Below are 16,491 nucleotides of genomic sequence, written 5' to 3' on the forward strand. Positions count from 1 at the left end.
TTAGCCGATAGCTTCCCGTGGCTGGCCAAGCGGTCTGGAAACTCGCAAGGCCGCGAGGCAGCCGACAATGCCGAGCGGCACGAAGGCAAGAAACAACCACGACGCGACATTCGCCGCCGCGTCGTGGTTCAGACCTTGCGAAAAGCCGCTGGCGTTGGCGACGATGCCGGCGAGTGCGGCGCCCACGGCATAGCCGATGCGCTGCATGGTCGGCACCGCCGCCGAGGCGATGGTCTGCTCGCCCTCCGGCGCGGAGGCCACGATGACGCGCGTGAGGAAGGGCCAGGCCACGCCGAAGCCGCCGCCTTGCAGCAGGGCGCAGATCAGGATCAGCGGAATGGAGCCCAGCGGTATCGCATACGCAAAGCCTGCGATGCCGGCCGCGATCATCACCGCGCCGCCGACGATGATCAGCCGCTCGCGCTGCGGCGGCGCGTTGGCGACCAGGATCGACAGGATCGACCAGGCGATCGATTCGGCGGCGATGATGTAGCCGGTGGTCAGCAGCGGAATGTCGTGAAGACTGGTCAGCAACAGCGGCCCGTAGACGCCGAAGGAACAGGTCGCCACCGAAAAGGCGGCAACCATGGTCATGCCGGCGCCGACCGGCGTGCGCCACGAGAACAGCCGCGCCGGAAACAGCCGCGAACGCGGCTTCAGCGCGTCGATGGTGAAGAACAGCACCAGGCCTATCAGGCCGAAGGCCATCAGCAGCGAAGAGCGCAGCAAGGCGATGTCGACGCCGGCCGAGGCAATCAACACCACGGCGACGGCAAGGCAGCCAAGGGCCGCGAACGGGAAGGGCGGCGCCTTGCCCGTGCTCGTCTTGGGTTTCGTCGCCTGCGGCGTGTCGAGCACGATGAAGCTTGCCAGCGCCATGGCAGTGCCGCCGAGAGTAAAGATGCCGAAGGCCCAGCGCCATGACAACAGCTCGGTCATGATCGCGCCGAGCAATGGTCCGCTGAAGGCGGCGACGCCCCAGATCGCCGACATGATGCCGAAAAGCTGCGGCCAGATGGCGCGCGAGAACAGTCGTTCGACCGAGACGAAGGCCAGCGACACCAGCGCACCGCCGCCAAGTCCTTCGATCAGGCGGCCGGCGAGGAACAGTGGCATGGAAGGCGAGGTGGCGCATATCAGCGCGCCTGCTGCGTAGAGCAGCGCGGCGACCACCATGTTGGTGCGCAAGGGGACATAACTCACCAGTCGTCCGGCGGCTGCGCCGGCAACGATGGCGCCGAGTTCGTAGATCGCCAGCGACCAGCCGACGAGCTGTACGCCCGCCAGTTCGCCGACCATGGCCGGCATCACCGTTGCCACCATCGTCTCGTTGGTGGCGTGCAGCAGGATGCCGAGGCTGATGAAGCAGAAGCGCGCCAGGTCGCCGCTTGCCCACAATAAGCGCCAGTCGACCCTGTTCGTGCTGATCTCGGTCATTTCCACCCCTGTCTTGCATATCTCGACGCCAGCGCAGCACGCCAGAAGCCAGTACGGGTTTCCGGCAGGACCATGCGAATCGACAGCGCCGGATCGAGGCGTTGTGGCGTTCGGGGCAGGCTTGTAAAACCTCAACCGGGGTTGAGCTCAAGCGGTTTTTTTGAAGATCGTTCGCGCGGCAGCCTTTCCGGTTGCGGGTTCGTTGCGCGATCAGTTCTCGGTGCTGCGCAGCTGGAATTGGCTGACGCCGATCGCGAGGTTCATGCCGGTCTGCGTCTGCAAGCTGAGCGGCTGCAAGGTGAAGGCCTGAGAGGAGCCGCCGACCAGCAGATTGGCGCCGGCGCCGACGGCGGCCGTCACCTCCGCGCTGGCGCCGATGTAGTCGCCGGCCAGCGCACCCGGCGCATAGATGTTCTTCAGCGGCGTCAGCACGATCCACTGCATGACCGTCTGCTTCGTCGTGCCGATGTCGAGGCCGTATTTGTTGACAGCGCCGAAATAGGCTTCCGGCGCGAAGCTTTTGTCGGCGGGGTTAAAGGTGCAGCTCAGATCCTTGCTCGAGCCGAAGATGAAGCCGGTGCCGCCGCCTATGGCGCAGTCAAGCGTACCGACTTCCATGCCTCGGTCCTGCGCCTGCACCGCTCCGGATAGCGTGGTGAACATGGCGGCAGCTATGGCTGTCTTCAGCATGATGGTTCCCCTCCAAAATCAAACGGCGCGGAACCATCCTATCTGGTTCCGCGCCGCGGAGTGAGGGGCATGGAGCGCACGGCTCCATGCAATCACTTGAATGAATGGATCAACTGGAGCGAGGTCACGGCCACGGCAAGGTTGACGCCGGTCTGCGCCTGGACGCTGAGCGGCTCCAGCATGAAGGCGCTGTCCAGGCCGCCAACCAGCAGATTGGCGCCGCCGCCGGTCACCACGCTCGCTTCGGCGTTGACACCGTAGTAGCTGCCGGCGAGATCGCCTCCGTCACTGTCCCGGGTCGCAGCCAGCACGGCCCAGACGAGCTGGCCCTGATGCGTCTGGCCGACATCGAGGCCGATCTTGGAAATGACGCCTGTGTAAACCTCGGACGGCCCGTGATGATGAGGCCGGAAGACACAGGATACGCCCTTGTTGGAAGCGACGATATAAGCGGTGCCGCCGTCGATGGTGCAATCGAGCGTGCCGAGTTGCAGCTTGCCGGCGCTGGCCGGAGCCACCGCGAACATCGTCGTGGCGAGGGCAGCGGCGCAGGCGAGTTTCTTGATCATGGGAGGGTCCTTTCGCAAAATACTTTCAACAACGGCTTGGGTGGGTAGACCGTTCCGCCGAAAACTTGGCGCGATCAAGGCAGGGGCCGAAAGCCTCCTGCCGGGGTTAATGCGCGGTTGCGAAGTGCGTCCTTTCGGACACGCAAAGAATCCCGCGGCACTTGGATGTCATGCGGATTTGTATGGGAAGCCGAAACCGAGATCAGCTGACGCGGGCGAGGCCATCCTTGGCCGGCTGGTAGGTAGGGTCGAGGCGAACGGCTTCCTTATAGGATTTCGCGGCCTTCGCCTTGTCGCCGCGCCGCTCATAGATCAGCGCCTGGTTGGACCAGGCCTCGGCATTCCTGCCGTCGAGCTTGATCGCCATGTTGAAATCGGAGAAGGCATTGTCTTCGTCGTTGGTCGCCAGATAGGAGAGGCCGCGGCCATTGTAGGGTTCGGCGGCGTCCGGCGCCAGCGAGATGGCGGTCGAGAAGTCCTCGATGGCGAATTTGTGCTGGCCCTGGCTCTGATAGATCAGGCCTCGATTGTGGTAGGCGCGCGCGTCGGTCGTATCGAGCTGGATCGCCTTCTGAAAGTCGTTGAAGGCGTCCTGGGTGCGACCCGCCTTGCGGTAGAGATTGCCGCGGCCGATATAGGCGGCGTCATAGTTCGAGTTGATCTGGATCGAACGGTTGTAGTCCGCCAGCGCGGCTTCCTGGTTGCCGAGGAAACGCTGGATGAGCGCGCGATTCGAATAGGCCTGGAAGAAATTCGGATTGAGCTGGATGGCTTGATTGAAATCCTTGAGCGCCGCCTGGTACTGACCGCCACGGCCATAGGCCGAGCCGCGCACATTGTAGCCTTCGGGATCCTGGGGATTGCGCTGGATGACCGCCGACAGCGAGGAAATGTTCTCGCTCGACCCTTGCGCCTTGTCGATGTTGTTGAATTCACCGGTCGGGCCCGCCGTTTGGCAGCCGGCAAGCGCCAGTCCGGAGAGCAGGGCTGCTGTCAGGGCGAAACCACGCAATGCGGTCCCGCGCTCCACGCTCGTTGCGTTCATGTCTGCCCTGTCCTCACTTCAAGCCGCGTCGTTCAGGTCCGGCTCCCCCTCCGGACCGGTCACATCAAAACAAAAAGGTGGCGGCGATTCCACATCGCGCCACCTCTGATATCCTTCGAAAAGGACGAAAAATTGGCGTTAGAACCGCGGCGGACGCGGAGCGCCACCTGCACCGCCGGCGGCGCCAGCAGCGACCGGGCGCGGCGTCATCGGCAGCAGGCCTTCGCGCTGGGCGCGCTTGCGGGCCAGCTTGCGGGCGCGGCGAACGGCTTCAGCCTTTTCGCGGGCGCGCTTCTCGGACGGCTTCTCGTAGTGACCGCGCATCTTCATTTCACGGAAAATGCCTTCGCGCTGCATCTTCTTCTTGAGAGCGCGAAGCGCCTGATCAACGTTATTGTCGCGGACGAGTACCTGCACGGGCAATCCTGTCTTTCGGGTTTGATATCAACAGGCAAGCGGCCATAGCCACTAGCCTCCGCGGCGGTTTACACCACGAATTGTGGCGGCTGATAGCAGAATCATGCCGCGCTGTCCACAGCGGAAATGAATTTGCGGGGCCAGCCGCCGTCTGTTTGCCTTGATATAAGGAGCCGACTAGGCCGTCGCGAGGTGCAGCAACTCGAAATTTTCGAAGAACTCGCCGTAGTCGCAGGTGATCTCCTCGCCGACGCCGATGTCGCGGGTCGCGGTGGCCCCGCCATATTGCGAAAAATCCGTATTCGGATTGCTGGAATGGTTCATGAAGCGGCCATTGTCGACTTCATAGACCAGGAAACCTGGCCGGTCCGGGCTCGGATAGGCATAGCGGTCGAGCAGCTCCCTGAGATGCGGGGGTGCCGTCTCGTATTTGTCCATGGGGATCAGCCGGTCGAAATCCGGATCGAGCCGCCAGATCGAAGCGCCTTTCCTGATCGGCTCCGCGGCGAACACGCCGACACCTTCGATCGCACTCGCAGTCACATAGGTTCTGATCAGCATCATGGTTCCAGACCCCGCTTTTGGACATAAACGGAATCGCCAAATCGCGGCGAAAAATCAAGAGCGGCCGTTTGCCTGGCGGCTATGAACATGCGTCCCGCCGCTGGAATCTTCACGTCCGGTTGATCGACACGCCGCCATCGGCAAACAGAGCCGCTCCGGTGGTGAAGCTCGAGGCGTCGGAGGCGAGATAGAGTGCCGAGCGGGCGATCTCCTCCGGCATCGCGATACGCTTCAAAGCATGCAGGCCTTCGACGAAAACCCGTGATTCCGGGGTCTTGAAGGTTGCCGCCGGTGTGTCGGTGCCGCCGGGCAGCAGCGCGTTGACCCGCACGCCTTTCGGGCCGTATTCGGCGGCCAGCACCTGTGTCAGTCCGATCAGGCCGGCCTTGCTCGCGGCATAACTAGTCATGCCGGGCATGCCGACTGTGTGACCAACGAAGGTGGAGGTGAAGATCAGCGAACCGCCGCCGCGCTCGATCATTGCCGGCACCTGGTATTTGGCGCCGAGAAACGCGCTGGTGAGGTTGGTGTCGAGCGTCTCGCGCCATCCTCCAGCGGCAGGTCCGAAATCGGCCCCATCCGGCCAACGGCGCCGGCATTGTTGAAGGCGATGTCGAGCCCGCCGAACTTTTCGACCGCCAGATCGACAAGGGCCTTTGCATAGGCTTCGTCCCTGACATCGCCGGCAAGCGCGATGGCCGCGCCATCATTGTCTTCTATCTCGGCGACGAGCGTATCGAGCTCGGCCTGACGGCGGGCGGCGACGATGACCTTGGCGCCTTCCTCGGCAAAGAGTTTTGCCGAGGCCCGGCCGATGCCGGAACTGGCGCCGGTGACGATGGCGATCTTGTTTGCGAGTGCGAACATTTTTGCATCCTTTTCTTCGCGCCGGCCTGACCGGCAGTTGGGGTGCTTGGTCGCAGATCGAGGCAAGGCGAGCCACCCGATACGTGCCAAGATGCTGGAAAGCGCCGACGCACCAGATGCGTCTTTTTCACCACGGCGCAAAACGGCAAGCGCCGTCGCAAACAGCGCAAGGGTGGAAGCGCTGTTTCGCTAGTGATACACCTCGCGCGCCGGGACCGAACGAACGCCGGCCGCCATTCGCGAAGCCTTTTTGGGGCGAGGTTGGGACGTTGAAGAAATATTCGGTATTCGCCATCGCCCGGGAAGCCATGCGCGGCCACAAGGGCTGGGAGGAACAGTGGTCCTCGCCTGAGCCCAGGAAAGAATACGACGTCATCATCGTCGGCGCCGGCGGCCATGGCCTGGCCACCGCCTATTACCTCGCCACGGTGCACGGCATCACCAATGTCGCGGTGCTGGAAAAGGGCTGGCTCGGCGGCGGCAACACCGGCCGCAACACCACCATCATCCGCTCCAACTATCTCTATGACGAGAGCGCCGGCATCTACGACCACGCGCTGAAGCTGTGGGACGGGCTCAGCCAGGAGCTCAATTACAACGTCATGTATTCGGCGCGGGGCGTCATGATGCTCGCGCACAATGTGCACGACGTGCAGGTGCTGAAGCGTCACGTTCACGCCAACCGGCTGAACGGCATCGACAATGAGTGGCTGACGCCGGAGCAGGCGAAGGAATTCTGCCCACCGCTCAACACCTCCAAGGAGGCGCGCTATCCGGTGGTCGGTGCGTCGCTGCAGCGGCGCGGCGGGACGGCCCGTCATGACGCCGTTGCCTGGGGCTATGCGCGCGGCGCCTCGGCGCGCGGCGTCCACATCATCCAGAATTGCGAGGTCAGCGGCGTCAAGCGGGCCGCGAACGGCGCGGTCATGGGCGTCGACACGACGCGCGGCTTCATCGGCGCCAAGAAGGTCGGCGTCGTCGCCGCCGGCCATTCCTCGGTGATCATGAACATGGCCGGCGTGCGCATGCCGCTGGAGAGCTATCCGCTGCAGGCGCTGGTGTCGGAGCCGGTCAAGCCGGTGGTGCCCTGCGTGGTGATGTCGAACACCGTGCACGCCTATATCTCGCAGTCCGACAAGGGCGAGCTGGTGATCGGCGCCGGCACCGACCAGTATGTCTCCTATTCGCAGACCGGCGGCCTGCACATATTGCAGCATACGCTGGACGCCATCTGCGAGATGTTCCCGATCTTCACGCGCATGAAGATGCTGCGCTCGTGGGGCGGCATCGTCGACGTCACGCCCGACCGCTCGCCGATCCTGGCCAAGACGCCGGTGCCCGGCCTCTATGTCAATTGCGGCTGGGGCACGGGCGGCTTCAAGGCGACGCCGGGCTCGGGCCATGTCTTCGCCCACACCATCGCCAAAGACGATCCGCACCCGATCAACGCGCCTTTCACCATCGAGCGCTTCCGCACCGGACGGCTCATCGACGAGGCGGCGGCGGCGGCGGTGGCGCACTGATGATGGCGCAGATGGCTGTCGCGATGCCGCTGATGCTGGCGGGGGAACAAGTGCTTGCGGGGGAACGGGGCATGTTCCATTTTCCCTCGCCGGACGAAGTGCGCACGCAGCCGATCAGCCGCACCGGCAACGAAACCGTCTGGCCGTTTTCGGTCGATGACGGCACGCTGGCCTGCGTCTGGAGTGGCGGCCAGAGAGTGGTGATGTTCTTCGAGGGACGACCCGAAGGACTCGACGAGGCCGAGACATTCCAGCCGCGTCAAGTCATCGTCACCACCGATCCGATGCAGCTCACCCTCGGCAACATGGCGTCCCGCGATCTGTTTCGTCCCGCTGCAAGCGTGGAAGAGCGCATCCGGCTCGTCGCACCGTTCGCGACCTTGGGACAGAAGCTTTGCGATCAACCGGCGGGCGCCCACGTCGGCCACGGCGAATTGTAGGAACCAGGACAATGCTTCTCATCCGCTGCCCCTATTGCGAGGAAGAGCGTCCGGAACTCGAGTTCCGCAACGCTGGCGAGGCGCACATCGCGCGCTCGGCCAATATGGCCGGCGAGAGCGACGACGATTTTGAAAAGTTCTTCTTCATCCGCTCCAACCCCAAGGGCATCATTTATGAGCGCTGGCGGCACATGCATGGCTGTGCGCGCTTCTTCAATGCCGTACGCGACACCGTCACCGACAAATTCGTCATGACCTACAAGGCCGGCGAGCCCAAACCCACCAAGCTGCCGAAAAACTCCAACGAAGTGGTTGCCAAATGAGCGGCGCGTTCCGCATTCCCGGCGCTGGCCGCTTCAGCCAAGCCAAGACCGCGCGGTTCAGCTTCGATGGCCAGTCCTATGCCGGCATCGAGGGCGACACGCTGGCCTCGGCGCTGCTCGCCAATGGCGTCCATCTCGTCGGCCGTTCGTTCAAGTACCACCGTCCGCGCGGCATCCTGTCGGCGGGCGCCGAGGAGCCGAACGCCCTGGTCGAAATCAGGCGCGACGCGGCACGCAAGACGCCGAACGTGCGGGCGACCGTGCAGGAGCTCTATGATGGGCTTGATGCGCAGTCGCAGAACCGCTGGCCGTCACTGTCCTTCGACCTCGGTGCGGTCAGCGATATCGCCTCGCCGCTGCTTTCGGCCGGCTTCTACTACAAGACCTTCATGTGGCCGAAAGCGGCGTGGAAGACGCTCTATGAGCCAAAGATCCGCGCCGCGGCCGGTCTTGGCGTTTCCCCGGACCAGCCGGATCCCGACCATTATTCATCGCGCTATGCGCATTGCGACGTGCTGGTGCTGGGCGGCGGTGCGGCAGGCATCGCGGCAGCGCTTGCGGCGGCCGAGACCGGCGTGCGCGTCATCCTCGCCGACGAGCAGGCCGAGTTCGGCGGCAGCCTGCGTTTCGAGAGCGGCGCGAAGATCGACGGCCAGGACGGTTTTGCCTGGGCGCAAGCTGCCGTGGCGAAGCTCGCCGCGATGGACAATGTCCGCGTGCTGTCGCGCACGACGGCGTTCGGCTACTATGCGCAGAATTTTATCGGGCTGGTCGAGCGTGTCAGCGAACATCTGAGGACCCCCGGCCACGATCTGGCGCGCGAGCGGCTTTGGCAGGTCCGGGCCAAGCGCGTGGTGCTGGCCTCCGGTGCGATCGAGCGCCACATGGTGTTTGCCGACAATGACCGGCCCGGCATCATGCTGGCGGGTGCCGCGCGCACCTATCTCAACCACTATGGCGTCGCCGTCGGCAGGAATGTCGGCGTCTACACCGCCAATGATTCCGCCTATGCAGCGGCGATCGACCTGAAGAAAGCCGGCGTCAACGTGGCGGCGATCGTCGATCTGCGCGACAATCCGACCGGACCGGTGATCGACGAGGCGAGGGCGCTCGGCATCGAGGTCAATTTCGGCCGCGCGGTGATCCGCGCCGGCGGCAAGCTCAGGGTCTCGTCGATGACCGTGCAGCCGAAGAATGGCGGCGGCGAACGCACCATCGCGGTCGATGCGATACTGATGTCGGCCGGCTGGACGCCGTCGGTGCATCTGTTCTCGCAGTCGCGTGGAAAGGTCGCCTTCAACGACGAGACCAAGCGCTTCGTGCCGGGCATCTATGCGCAGGACTGCGTCTCGGTCGGCGCCTGCAACGGCACCGACGGGCTGTCTGCGACGGTCGATGAGGCCTATGCGGCAGGCGCCAAGGCGGCCAGGGATGCGGGTGCCAAAACCGCCAAGGGCAGCAAGCCGAAGGTAGACGCCTCGGAGAGCTGGTCGCGCGGCATGCTGGGTGCAGCGCCCGGCGCCGGGTCGGATACGACGGTGAAGGCCTTCGTCGATTTCCAGAACGACGTCACCGCCAAGGACATCCGCCAGGCGGTGCACGAAGGCATGCGCTCGATCGAGCACGTCAAGCGCTTCACCACCAACGGCATGGCGACCGACCAGGGCAAAACCTCCAACATGCACGGCTTGGCGATTGCCGCCGAGACGCTGGGCAAGCCGATCCCGGAAGTCGGCCTGACCACGTTCCGGGCGCCCTATACGCCGGTCACCTTCGGCGCGATCGTCAGCCATGCGCGAGGTCCGCTGTTCGACCCGACACGCAGAACCGCGATCCATCCCTGGGCCGAGGCGCAAGGTGCCGTGTTCGAGGATGTCGGCCAGTGGAAGCGCGCCTGGTATTTCCCCAAGGCGGGCGAGGACATGCACGCGGCGGTCGACCGCGAATGCGTCGCCGTGCGCAAGACGGCTGGCCTGTTCGATGCCTCGACGCTGGGCAAGATCGAAGTGGTCGGGCCGGACGCGGCCAAATTCATGGAGCTGCTCTACACCAACCCATGGGAGAAGCTGGAGCCCGGCCGCTGCCGCTACGGCATCATGCTGCGCGAGGACGGGTTCATCTATGATGACGGCGTCGTCGGCAGGCTGGCCCCCGACCGTTTCCACGTGACGACGACGACCGGCGGCGCGCCGCGCGTCATGAACCATATGGAGGACTATCTCCAGACCGAGTTCCCGCATCTCAATGTCTGGCTGACCTCGATCACCGAGCAATGGGCTGTTATCGCGGTGCAGGGACCCAAGTCGCGCGACATCATCGCGCCGCTGCTCGAAGGCATCGACATGTCGGACGAGGCGCTGCCGCACATGTCGGTGCGCGAAGGCAAGATCTGCGGCGTGCCGACGCGGCTGTTCCGCATGTCGTTCACCGGCGAGCGCGGCTTCGAGGTGAACGTGCCGGCCGACTATGGCCAGGCGGTCTGGGAAGCGCTGTGGGCCGAAGGCCAGAAGCATGGTGCGGCTGCTTATGGCACCGAGGCGATGCACGTGCTGCGCGCCGAAAAGGGCTACATCATCGTCGGCCAGGACACCGACGGCACGGTAACGCCGAACGACGCCGGCCTCGATTGGGCGGTCGGCAAGAAGAAAACCGATTTCGTCGGTATCAGGGGTTTGACGCGGCCGGATCTCGTTGCCAAGGGCCGCAAGCAGCTGGTCGGCCTCAAGACCAGAGATTCCAAGGTGGTGCTGGAAGAAGGCGCGCAGATCGTCGAGGATCCGAAACAGGCGATCCCGATGAAGATGATCGGCCACGTCACCTCGAGCTACTGGTCGGAAAATTGCGGCCGCTCGATCGCTCTGGCGCTGGTCGCCGGCGGCCGCGACCGGATGGGCGAGACCCTCTATGTGCCGATGCCGAACGGGGTGATCGAAGTGGAGGTTACCGGCATGGTGTTCTTCGACGAGACGGGAGGGCGCCTCAATGGCTAAGGCCGCTGCAAGAAAGACGGCTCCGGCTGCATCGCCTTCGGTCGAACGCCGTCCGGCGCTGGCTGGGCGCAGCACCACTGCCGCCAGCGTCAAGGTCGAGGTGCTGCCGCCGGCCGAGCGCGTTTCATTACGGGCGCCGGAGGCTTCGGTCGCAGCGCTTTCAAAGGCGCTCGGCGTGACCTTGCCGAACAAGCCGAAAACCGCTGCCGCGAACGGCGGGCGCACCGCTCTGTGGCTCGGCCCCGACGAATGGCTGGTCATCGATGAGGCCGACAACGATCCGCTCGCCGATTGCGCCAAAGTATCCGCGCTGCATTCGGCGGTCGGCGTCTCGCATCGCAACATCGCGATATCAGTGACGGGTGCCGGAGCGGCGGCGGCGATCAATGCGGGCTGCCCGCAGGACCTGTCGCTCGACGCCTTCCCGGTGGGAGCAGCGTCGCGCACCATCCTGGGCAAGACCGAGATCGTGCTGCTGCGCACGGGTAACGACGCCTTCCGGGTCGAATGCTGGCGTTCCTTCTCGGACTATGTCTTTACTTTGCTGTCCGAGGGATCGCGCGACGCGGCGGTCTGAACTCGGAACGTTTTGCAGGGCACGCTCGTTCTGCATCCGCACGCCGAGGGAGAATGCCGATGCCGTCGAATTCCGCGCCGAAGTCGCCGGTCATAAAGACATCGGCTGTCCGCTCGCTCGAACACGAGCGGCACGAAGCGCCGAGCGCCGAAGACGAACTCGAGGAAGGCCTCGAAGACACGTTCCCGGCCAGCGATCCGATATCCATCACTGGAACGGCCATTCCTGGAGCTCCGGCAAAACCAGGCAAGGCCAAGACCGTGCCCGGGCGCAAGAGGCGCAAGCCGTAGTTTCCATCGGGCAAGATCTCATCGGGCCTTCTCAATCCCCTTGGACATGCTATTTAAAGCGCTTTGGGAGATGAAAATGCCGACAAAAGCGATCGTATGGGGCGAGAACGTCCACGAGCAGACCAATGAAGCCGTGCGCGACCTCTATCCCTTGGGGATGCACGGCACCATTGCCGCCGCCCTCAACCAGGACAAGGGCATCGAGGCGACCACCGCCACCTTGCAGGAACCCGAACATGGCCTGAGCGAGAAGCGCCTGGCGGCCACCGACGTGCTTTTGTGGTGGGGCCACGCGGCGCATGGCGAGGTCAAGGACGATATCGTCGAGCGGGTGCAGAAGCGGGTCTGGGAAGGGATGGGCCTGATCGTGCTCCATTCCGGCCACTACTCGAAGATATTCAAGCGGCTGATGGGCACGCCCTGTTCGCTGAAATGGCGCGAGGCGGGCGAGCGCGAGCGCGTCTGGGCGATCAACCGCGGCCACCCGATCGCGCAAGGCATCGGCGAGTGCCTGGAGATCGGCGAGACGGAAATGTATGGCGAGCCGTTCGCCGTGCCGGAGCCGCTCGAGACGGTGTTCGTCTCCTGGTACGAGGGTGGTGAGGTGTTCCGATCCGGGCTGACCTACCAGCGCGGTGCAGGACGGATCTTCTACTTCTCGCCCGGCCACGAGACCTATCCGATCTATCACAATGAGGGCGTGCAGCAGGTGCTGCGCAACGCCGTCCATTGGGCGCACAACCCGGCGCCGGCCTGGTCCGGCATCACCAACGCGCCGAACGTGCCGACGGATGCGGCCAAGGAGAAGATCGTGCAGAAGGGGCTGCGCCTGCATGCCGACGGCGACAAGGGCCTGAGTTGATTCGGGCCTGAGCTGATCGGGGCCTGAATTGCTTAAGGCGTGAGTTGATTGGGGCTTGGGGCTAATGCACCGAATTCTTCTGCTCGGCACCGGCGGTATCGCCGGGCATCATGTCGAGGAGTTTGCCGAGATCCCGGGCTGCAGCATCGTCGCCTGTGTCGACCAGGTGCCCGGCCGCGCCGCAGCGTTTGCCGCCGTCAGCAAGATCGGCGAATCTTTCGAGAGCCTGGAGGCGGCGATCGCCTGGGGTCAGTTCGATGCCGCCATCAACGCGACGCCGGATGGTGCGCATATGGCGACGACGCTGGCGCTGCTTGCCCAGGGAAAGCATGTGTTTTGCGAAAAGCCGCTGGCGCCGAACCACGCCGACGCGCTTGATATGACCGAAGCGGCCGAGGCTGCAGGGGTGGTCAACATGGTCAACCTGACCTATCGCAACTCACCGGCGATTCATGAAGCGCGGCGCATGGTGCTGGCCGGCGAGATCGGCGAGCTGCGCCATGTCGAGGCGAGCTACCGGCAAAGCTGGCTGGTCAGCCAGTCATGGGGCGACTGGCGGGTCGAGGACAAATGGCTGTGGCGCTTGTCCAGCCGGCACGGTTCAACCGGCGTGCTGGGCGACGTCGGCATCCACATCCTGGACTTCGCCACCTATGGCGCCGATCAGGACATCGTCAGCCTCCACGCCGATCTGGTGACGTTTCCGAAGGCCGAGGGCGAGCGCATCGGCGACTATCTGCTGGATGCCAATGACAGCGTGGCGATGACGGCCCGGCTCAGTTCCGGCGCGCTCGCCACGATCGCGGCGAGCCGCTACATGACCGGCCACGCCAACGATTTGTCGCTGGCCCTGCACGGCACCAAGGGCGCCATCAGGGTCGAGACCGACGGCAAGGCATCTAACCTGTCGGCCTGTCTCGGCGGCGATGTCGATCTTCAGCAATGGCGAACGCTGGCGCTGCCCAGTGTCAAGCGCAATGCGCGACGCTTTGCCGATGCGCTGGATACAGGCCGGAATGGCGATCCGTCGTTCCGGCGTGCCGCCGACATGCAGAAGCTGATCGACGCAGCCTTTGAGAGTTCAGCGGCGAAGCTGCCGATTTCGGTCGGCTGAAACTGGCCGGCTTGTGCCGGCCAGACGTGATTTCCGCAGATATCAGAATGCGCTCGGCACAATCCACGGATTGATGCTGATGCCGAGGCGCGGGCCCTTGCCTTCAGCGGTGTTTTGCGTGGCACCCTTCTTCTCGACCGAACCGGTCGAAGCGCAATCGAGCTTCACGTTGGTCTTGGTGTCAACGCAGGCCGCCACCGGCGCATGCTTGACGGGGTGGGTGGTGTTGGCGGCGAAGGCCGAGCCCGAAAGTGCCAGCACGGCGGCGAGGGTGAGGAGTGTCTTTTTCATTGTCAGTCTCCGTTTTCGACGGGTAAATTTCTCTCGTACATGTACGATACACTGTACATATACGCCCGTCGATCGCGAAGTTCAAGGAAAACCGTACGCGTACAATAAATTTTTTGTTAACCAAGAAACCCCCAGTCTGGAGGGGATACACAAACCAAAGGAAACGGGGTTCAGCAGTTGACCGGTGTCTCGGTCAGCGGCGGGACGTTTTGCGTGCTGAGCGTGGCGAGCGTGAAATCGCACATCCGCTTCACGAAGGCCTGCGGATCGCCGAAAGGGTAAAAAGGAAAGGTGATGAGCAGCGAGATCGTGCCGTGTCCGACCGCCCAGAGCATGGTGGCGATGGCGCGCGGATCGCCCTGCAATTTGCCGGCGGCGACGCAGGCCTCGACCCTGCTGATCAGCACCTTCATAGCAGGGTTGCTCTCTTCCATTTCGTTGTAGCCTTCTGGCAGCTTGGTCTTTTCGGTCATGAACACGGTGCGGTATTCGTTGGGATTGCCGAGTCCGAAAGCGGCATATTCGGTCATCACCGCCTGCAAGGCCTCGATCGGATCGTCGGACGGATGCTCCTCGATGCGGCGGGCAAGCGTCTCGAATGCATCCTCGGCCAGAGCGAACAGGATGTCCTGCTTGTCGGCGAAGTAGGAATAGACCGACATCGGGGCGTAGCCGACCCGCTTGGCCAGCTTGCGGATGGTCAGGCCTTCATAGCCTTCCTCCTGGACGAGCTTGTGCGCGGCCTCGACCAGTTCGGAGCGCAGTTCGGCCTTTTGTTTCTCGCGGCGTGTCGGGACGCTCGGCGGCAAGATCTGGTGCCTTTGGTTGGTTGGTGTCTGGCTAAATTATATACGCTGTACGGAAACGGACAAGAGCGCGGGAGGTTCCCAAGCGGTATGCTTCGGATCGTGCCGACGCTTGTCGAAGTTGGCGGCACCCGTGATCAGCACCTTTGCTCCGTCAAAGCGGCCCATCACGCCTCCTTGTCGATCAGCTTCGCGGCAAGACGCGAAAGCAGCTTCACCGCCTCGCCATAGGTCCGGGCTTTTTCCGGATTGGAGGCGTTGCCGTCCAGCGCCCGCTTGTAGACGCCTTGGCAGATCGCGGCCAGCCGGAAGAAGGAAAAGGCCAGGAAGAACGTCCAGTTGCCGATACCGGTGAGCCCGCGCCGCCGGCAGTAGGCGGCGACGTAGTCCGTTTCGGAGGGCAGCCCGAGCGCCGCGCGGTTGATGCCGCCCAGGCCGCGAAAACCCGACGCGTGCGGCAGCCGCCATTGCATGCACTGATAGGCGATATCGGCGAAGGGGTGGCCCGATGTCGACAGTTCCCAGTCGAGCACCGCCAGAACCTTTGGCCGGTCCGGCGCGAAGATCAGATTGTCCAACCGGTAATCGCCATGCACCAGCGAGACGCGGCCGTCATCGGCGGGCATATGCGTCTCCAACCAGGCAATCAGCCGATCCATATCGGCGACGGTGCCGGTTTCCGAAGCGCGGTACTGGCTCGTCCAGCGCGCCAGCTGGCGCTCGAAATAACTGCCCGGCCGGCCGAAATCGCCGAGTCCCACTGTTTCGACATCGACCTCGTGCAGCGCGGCAAGAGTGGCGTTCATGGCATCGTATATGGCGGCGCGTTCTTCGTTGTCGCGAGCCTCCGGCAGGGCCGGATCCCAGAAAATGCGGCCGTCCAGGAAATCCATCACGTAGAACATGCGGCCGATGGGCGAGTCTTCCGCCGACAGATGCAGCATGTCAGGAACAGGCACGGCGGTGCCGGCAAGCGCGCTCATCACCCTGAATTCGCGGTCGACCTGATGCGCCGATTTCAGCAATTGCCCCGGCGGCTTGGCGCGCAGCACGTAACGGCCGCTTGCCGCCGTCAAAAGGTAGGTCGGGTTCGATTGGCCGGATTTGAACTTCTCAACTGCCTCAAGGCCGGAAAAGCCAGGTATGTTCGCCTTGAGGTAAGGCGCAAGCGCTGCCTGGTCGAGAACGGGATCACTCATGCCGTCTCGGGCTGGCGTTCTATCAAGGTCAGCGTCAGCCAGCGCGCGGTCAGCGCCGGCTTCTTCGAACCCTCGATCTCGATCGTCACGTCATGCGCGGTCTGCACCCAGCCCGACGGCCTGACCTTGACGTCGGCCAGCACGAAACGCGTGCGGATGCGCGCGCCGGTCTTCACCGGCGCCAGGAAGCGCAGCGAATCGAAGCCGTGGTTGACGCCCATCTTGCCGTTTTCCAGCGGCGGCATGGTCTCGAAAGTCATCGCCGACAACAGCGACAGCGACAGGAAGCCGTGCGCGATGGTGCCGCCGAACGGCGTTTCGCGCATGGCCCGCTCCGGATCGCAGTGGATGAACTGGTGGTCGTCGGTGGCGTCGGCGAACTGATCGATCATGCGTTGCGTGACCGCCCGCCACGGCGACACGCCAACCTCCTTGCCGACACTGGCCAGAAGCACATCGAGACTGATCGGTTCCACGCTCATGTCCT

Annotated in this window: 18 protein-coding genes and 1 pseudogene; 8 read left to right on the forward strand and 11 right to left on the reverse strand. The window is 63.9% G+C overall.

The features are described from left to right. From NKJ11_RS13715 to NKJ11_RS13745, 7 genes and pseudogenes are all read right to left on the reverse strand, one after another. Entirely contained in the window at positions 1 to 1,437 is a 1,437-nt protein-coding gene (locus NKJ11_RS13715; protein WP_023810133.1) for an MFS transporter, read from the reverse strand. A gap of 210 nt (positions 1,438 to 1,647) precedes the next feature. After that, positions 1,648 to 2,127 carry a DUF992 domain-containing protein gene (locus tag NKJ11_RS13720; protein ID WP_023810132.1) on the reverse strand — a complete coding sequence of 160 codons (480 nt, stop codon included), beginning with the start codon at positions 2,125 to 2,127 and terminating at the stop codon, positions 1,648 to 1,650. Positions 2,128 to 2,219: 92 nt separating this feature from the next. Beyond that, on the reverse strand, positions 2,220 to 2,696 hold the full coding sequence (locus NKJ11_RS13725) for a DUF992 domain-containing protein (protein ID WP_027037654.1): 477 nt from the start codon (positions 2,694 to 2,696) through the stop codon (positions 2,220 to 2,222). 202 nt (positions 2,697 to 2,898) lie between these two features. Beyond that, complete coding sequence (locus NKJ11_RS13730) at positions 2,899 to 3,741, reverse strand: tetratricopeptide repeat protein (protein ID WP_023810130.1); 843 nt, start codon at positions 3,739 to 3,741, stop codon at positions 2,899 to 2,901. Positions 3,742 to 3,879: 138 nt separating this feature from the next. Continuing rightward, the gene (rpsU, locus tag NKJ11_RS13735) at positions 3,880 to 4,158 is read right to left on the reverse strand and encodes a 30S ribosomal protein S21 (protein ID WP_023810129.1); all 279 of its coding nucleotides are present in this window, start codon (positions 4,156 to 4,158) and stop codon (positions 3,880 to 3,882) included. A gap of 177 nt (positions 4,159 to 4,335) precedes the next feature. Continuing rightward, positions 4,336 to 4,722, reverse strand: a complete 387-nt coding sequence (locus NKJ11_RS13740) for an SET domain-containing protein (RefSeq protein ID WP_023810128.1) — start codon at positions 4,720 to 4,722, stop codon at positions 4,336 to 4,338. Positions 4,723 to 4,831: 109 nt separating this feature from the next. Beyond that, a pseudogene (locus NKJ11_RS13745) lies at positions 4,832 to 5,589 on the reverse strand (SDR family oxidoreductase). Positions 5,590 to 5,858: 269 nt separating this feature from the next. Between NKJ11_RS13745 and NKJ11_RS13750 the strand changes: the two are divergent. From NKJ11_RS13750 to NKJ11_RS13785, 8 genes are all read left to right on the forward strand, one after another. Continuing rightward, a complete protein-coding gene (locus NKJ11_RS13750) occupies positions 5,859 to 7,112 on the forward strand; it encodes a sarcosine oxidase subunit beta (RefSeq protein WP_352793521.1) in 1,254 nt (417 codons plus the stop codon). Continuing rightward, entirely contained in the window at positions 7,112 to 7,552 is a 441-nt protein-coding gene (locus NKJ11_RS13755; protein ID WP_023810125.1) for a hypothetical protein, read from the forward strand. Before NKJ11_RS13750 ends, NKJ11_RS13755 begins: the two co-directional genes overlap by 1 nt. An 11-nt stretch (positions 7,553 to 7,563) precedes the next feature. Beyond that, positions 7,564 to 7,875, forward strand: coding sequence for a sarcosine oxidase subunit delta (locus tag NKJ11_RS13760; RefSeq protein ID WP_023810124.1), 312 nt, complete (start codon positions 7,564 to 7,566; stop codon positions 7,873 to 7,875). Beyond that, positions 7,872 to 10,865, forward strand: coding sequence for a sarcosine oxidase subunit alpha (locus tag NKJ11_RS13765; protein ID WP_352793523.1), 2,994 nt, complete (start codon positions 7,872 to 7,874; stop codon positions 10,863 to 10,865). The genes NKJ11_RS13760 and NKJ11_RS13765 overlap by 4 nt, the downstream gene beginning before the upstream one ends. After that, positions 10,858 to 11,442, forward strand: coding sequence for a sarcosine oxidase subunit gamma (locus NKJ11_RS13770; RefSeq protein WP_023810122.1), 585 nt, complete (start codon positions 10,858 to 10,860; stop codon positions 11,440 to 11,442). The genes NKJ11_RS13765 and NKJ11_RS13770 overlap by 8 nt, the downstream gene beginning before the upstream one ends. A 59-nt stretch (positions 11,443 to 11,501) precedes the next feature. Next, positions 11,502 to 11,732 carry a hypothetical protein gene (locus NKJ11_RS13775; protein WP_023810121.1) on the forward strand — a complete coding sequence of 77 codons (231 nt, stop codon included), beginning with the start codon at positions 11,502 to 11,504 and terminating at the stop codon, positions 11,730 to 11,732. Positions 11,733 to 11,808: 76 nt separating this feature from the next. Beyond that, a complete protein-coding gene (locus tag NKJ11_RS13780) occupies positions 11,809 to 12,594 on the forward strand; it encodes a ThuA domain-containing protein (protein ID WP_023810120.1) in 786 nt (261 codons plus the stop codon). A gap of 64 nt (positions 12,595 to 12,658) precedes the next feature. Then, positions 12,659 to 13,708: a Gfo/Idh/MocA family protein gene (locus NKJ11_RS13785; protein ID WP_352793525.1), complete on the forward strand. Its 1,050-nt coding sequence runs from the start codon at positions 12,659 to 12,661 to the stop codon at positions 13,706 to 13,708. Between the two features lie 42 nt (positions 13,709 to 13,750). On the opposite strand, the gene NKJ11_RS13790 is transcribed toward NKJ11_RS13785, so the two are convergent. From NKJ11_RS13790 to NKJ11_RS13805, 4 genes are all read right to left on the reverse strand, one after another. Next, positions 13,751 to 13,999, reverse strand: coding sequence for a DUF680 domain-containing protein (locus NKJ11_RS13790; protein WP_128303161.1), 249 nt, complete (start codon positions 13,997 to 13,999; stop codon positions 13,751 to 13,753). Positions 14,000 to 14,169: 170 nt separating this feature from the next. Then, complete coding sequence (locus tag NKJ11_RS13795; RefSeq protein ID WP_023810117.1) at positions 14,170 to 14,808, reverse strand: TetR/AcrR family transcriptional regulator; 639 nt, start codon at positions 14,806 to 14,808, stop codon at positions 14,170 to 14,172. A 164-nt stretch (positions 14,809 to 14,972) separates the two neighbouring features. Beyond that, a complete protein-coding gene (locus NKJ11_RS13800) occupies positions 14,973 to 16,004 on the reverse strand; it encodes a phosphotransferase family protein (protein WP_352793527.1) in 1,032 nt (343 codons plus the stop codon). Next, positions 16,001 to 16,486, reverse strand: coding sequence for a MaoC family dehydratase (locus tag NKJ11_RS13805; protein WP_023810115.1), 486 nt, complete (start codon positions 16,484 to 16,486; stop codon positions 16,001 to 16,003). The genes NKJ11_RS13800 and NKJ11_RS13805 overlap by 4 nt, the downstream gene beginning before the upstream one ends. Between the last annotated feature and the right edge of the window lie 5 nt (positions 16,487 to 16,491).

This window comes from Mesorhizobium sp. M0243, assembly GCF_040321775.1.
In the GTDB taxonomy this organism is placed as follows: domain Bacteria; phylum Pseudomonadota; class Alphaproteobacteria; order Rhizobiales; family Rhizobiaceae; genus Mesorhizobium.

Excerpts from the sequence above, each read along its gene's own strand:
- NKJ11_RS13715 (WP_023810133.1), bottom strand. The coding sequence starts at position 1,437 with ATGACCGAGATCAGCACGAACAGGGTCGACTGGCGCTTATTGTGGGCA.
- NKJ11_RS13720 (WP_023810132.1), bottom strand. The coding sequence starts at position 2,127 with ATGCTGAAGACAGCCATAGCTGCCGCCATGTTCACCACGCTATCCGGA.
- NKJ11_RS13725 (WP_027037654.1), bottom strand. The coding sequence starts at position 2,696 with ATGATCAAGAAACTCGCCTGCGCCGCTGCCCTCGCCACGACGATGTTC.
- NKJ11_RS13730 (WP_023810130.1), bottom strand. The coding sequence starts at position 3,741 with ATGAACGCAACGAGCGTGGAGCGCGGGACCGCATTGCGTGGTTTCGCC.
- NKJ11_RS13740 (WP_023810128.1), bottom strand. The coding sequence starts at position 4,722 with ATGATGCTGATCAGAACCTATGTGACTGCGAGTGCGATCGAAGGTGTC.
- NKJ11_RS13755 (WP_023810125.1), top strand. The coding sequence starts at position 7,112 with ATGATGGCGCAGATGGCTGTCGCGATGCCGCTGATGCTGGCGGGGGAA.
- NKJ11_RS13760 (WP_023810124.1), top strand. The coding sequence starts at position 7,564 with ATGCTTCTCATCCGCTGCCCCTATTGCGAGGAAGAGCGTCCGGAACTC.
- NKJ11_RS13765 (WP_352793523.1), top strand. The coding sequence starts at position 7,872 with ATGAGCGGCGCGTTCCGCATTCCCGGCGCTGGCCGCTTCAGCCAAGCC.
- NKJ11_RS13770 (WP_023810122.1), top strand. The coding sequence starts at position 10,858 with ATGGCTAAGGCCGCTGCAAGAAAGACGGCTCCGGCTGCATCGCCTTCG.
- NKJ11_RS13775 (WP_023810121.1), top strand. The coding sequence starts at position 11,502 with ATGCCGTCGAATTCCGCGCCGAAGTCGCCGGTCATAAAGACATCGGCT.
- NKJ11_RS13780 (WP_023810120.1), top strand. The coding sequence starts at position 11,809 with ATGCCGACAAAAGCGATCGTATGGGGCGAGAACGTCCACGAGCAGACC.
- NKJ11_RS13785 (WP_352793525.1), top strand. The coding sequence starts at position 12,659 with ATGCACCGAATTCTTCTGCTCGGCACCGGCGGTATCGCCGGGCATCAT.
- NKJ11_RS13790 (WP_128303161.1), bottom strand. The coding sequence starts at position 13,999 with ATGAAAAAGACACTCCTCACCCTCGCCGCCGTGCTGGCACTTTCGGGC.
- NKJ11_RS13800 (WP_352793527.1), bottom strand. The coding sequence starts at position 16,004 with ATGAGTGATCCCGTTCTCGACCAGGCAGCGCTTGCGCCTTACCTCAAG.
- NKJ11_RS13805 (WP_023810115.1), bottom strand. The coding sequence starts at position 16,486 with ATGAGCGTGGAACCGATCAGTCTCGATGTGCTTCTGGCCAGTGTCGGC.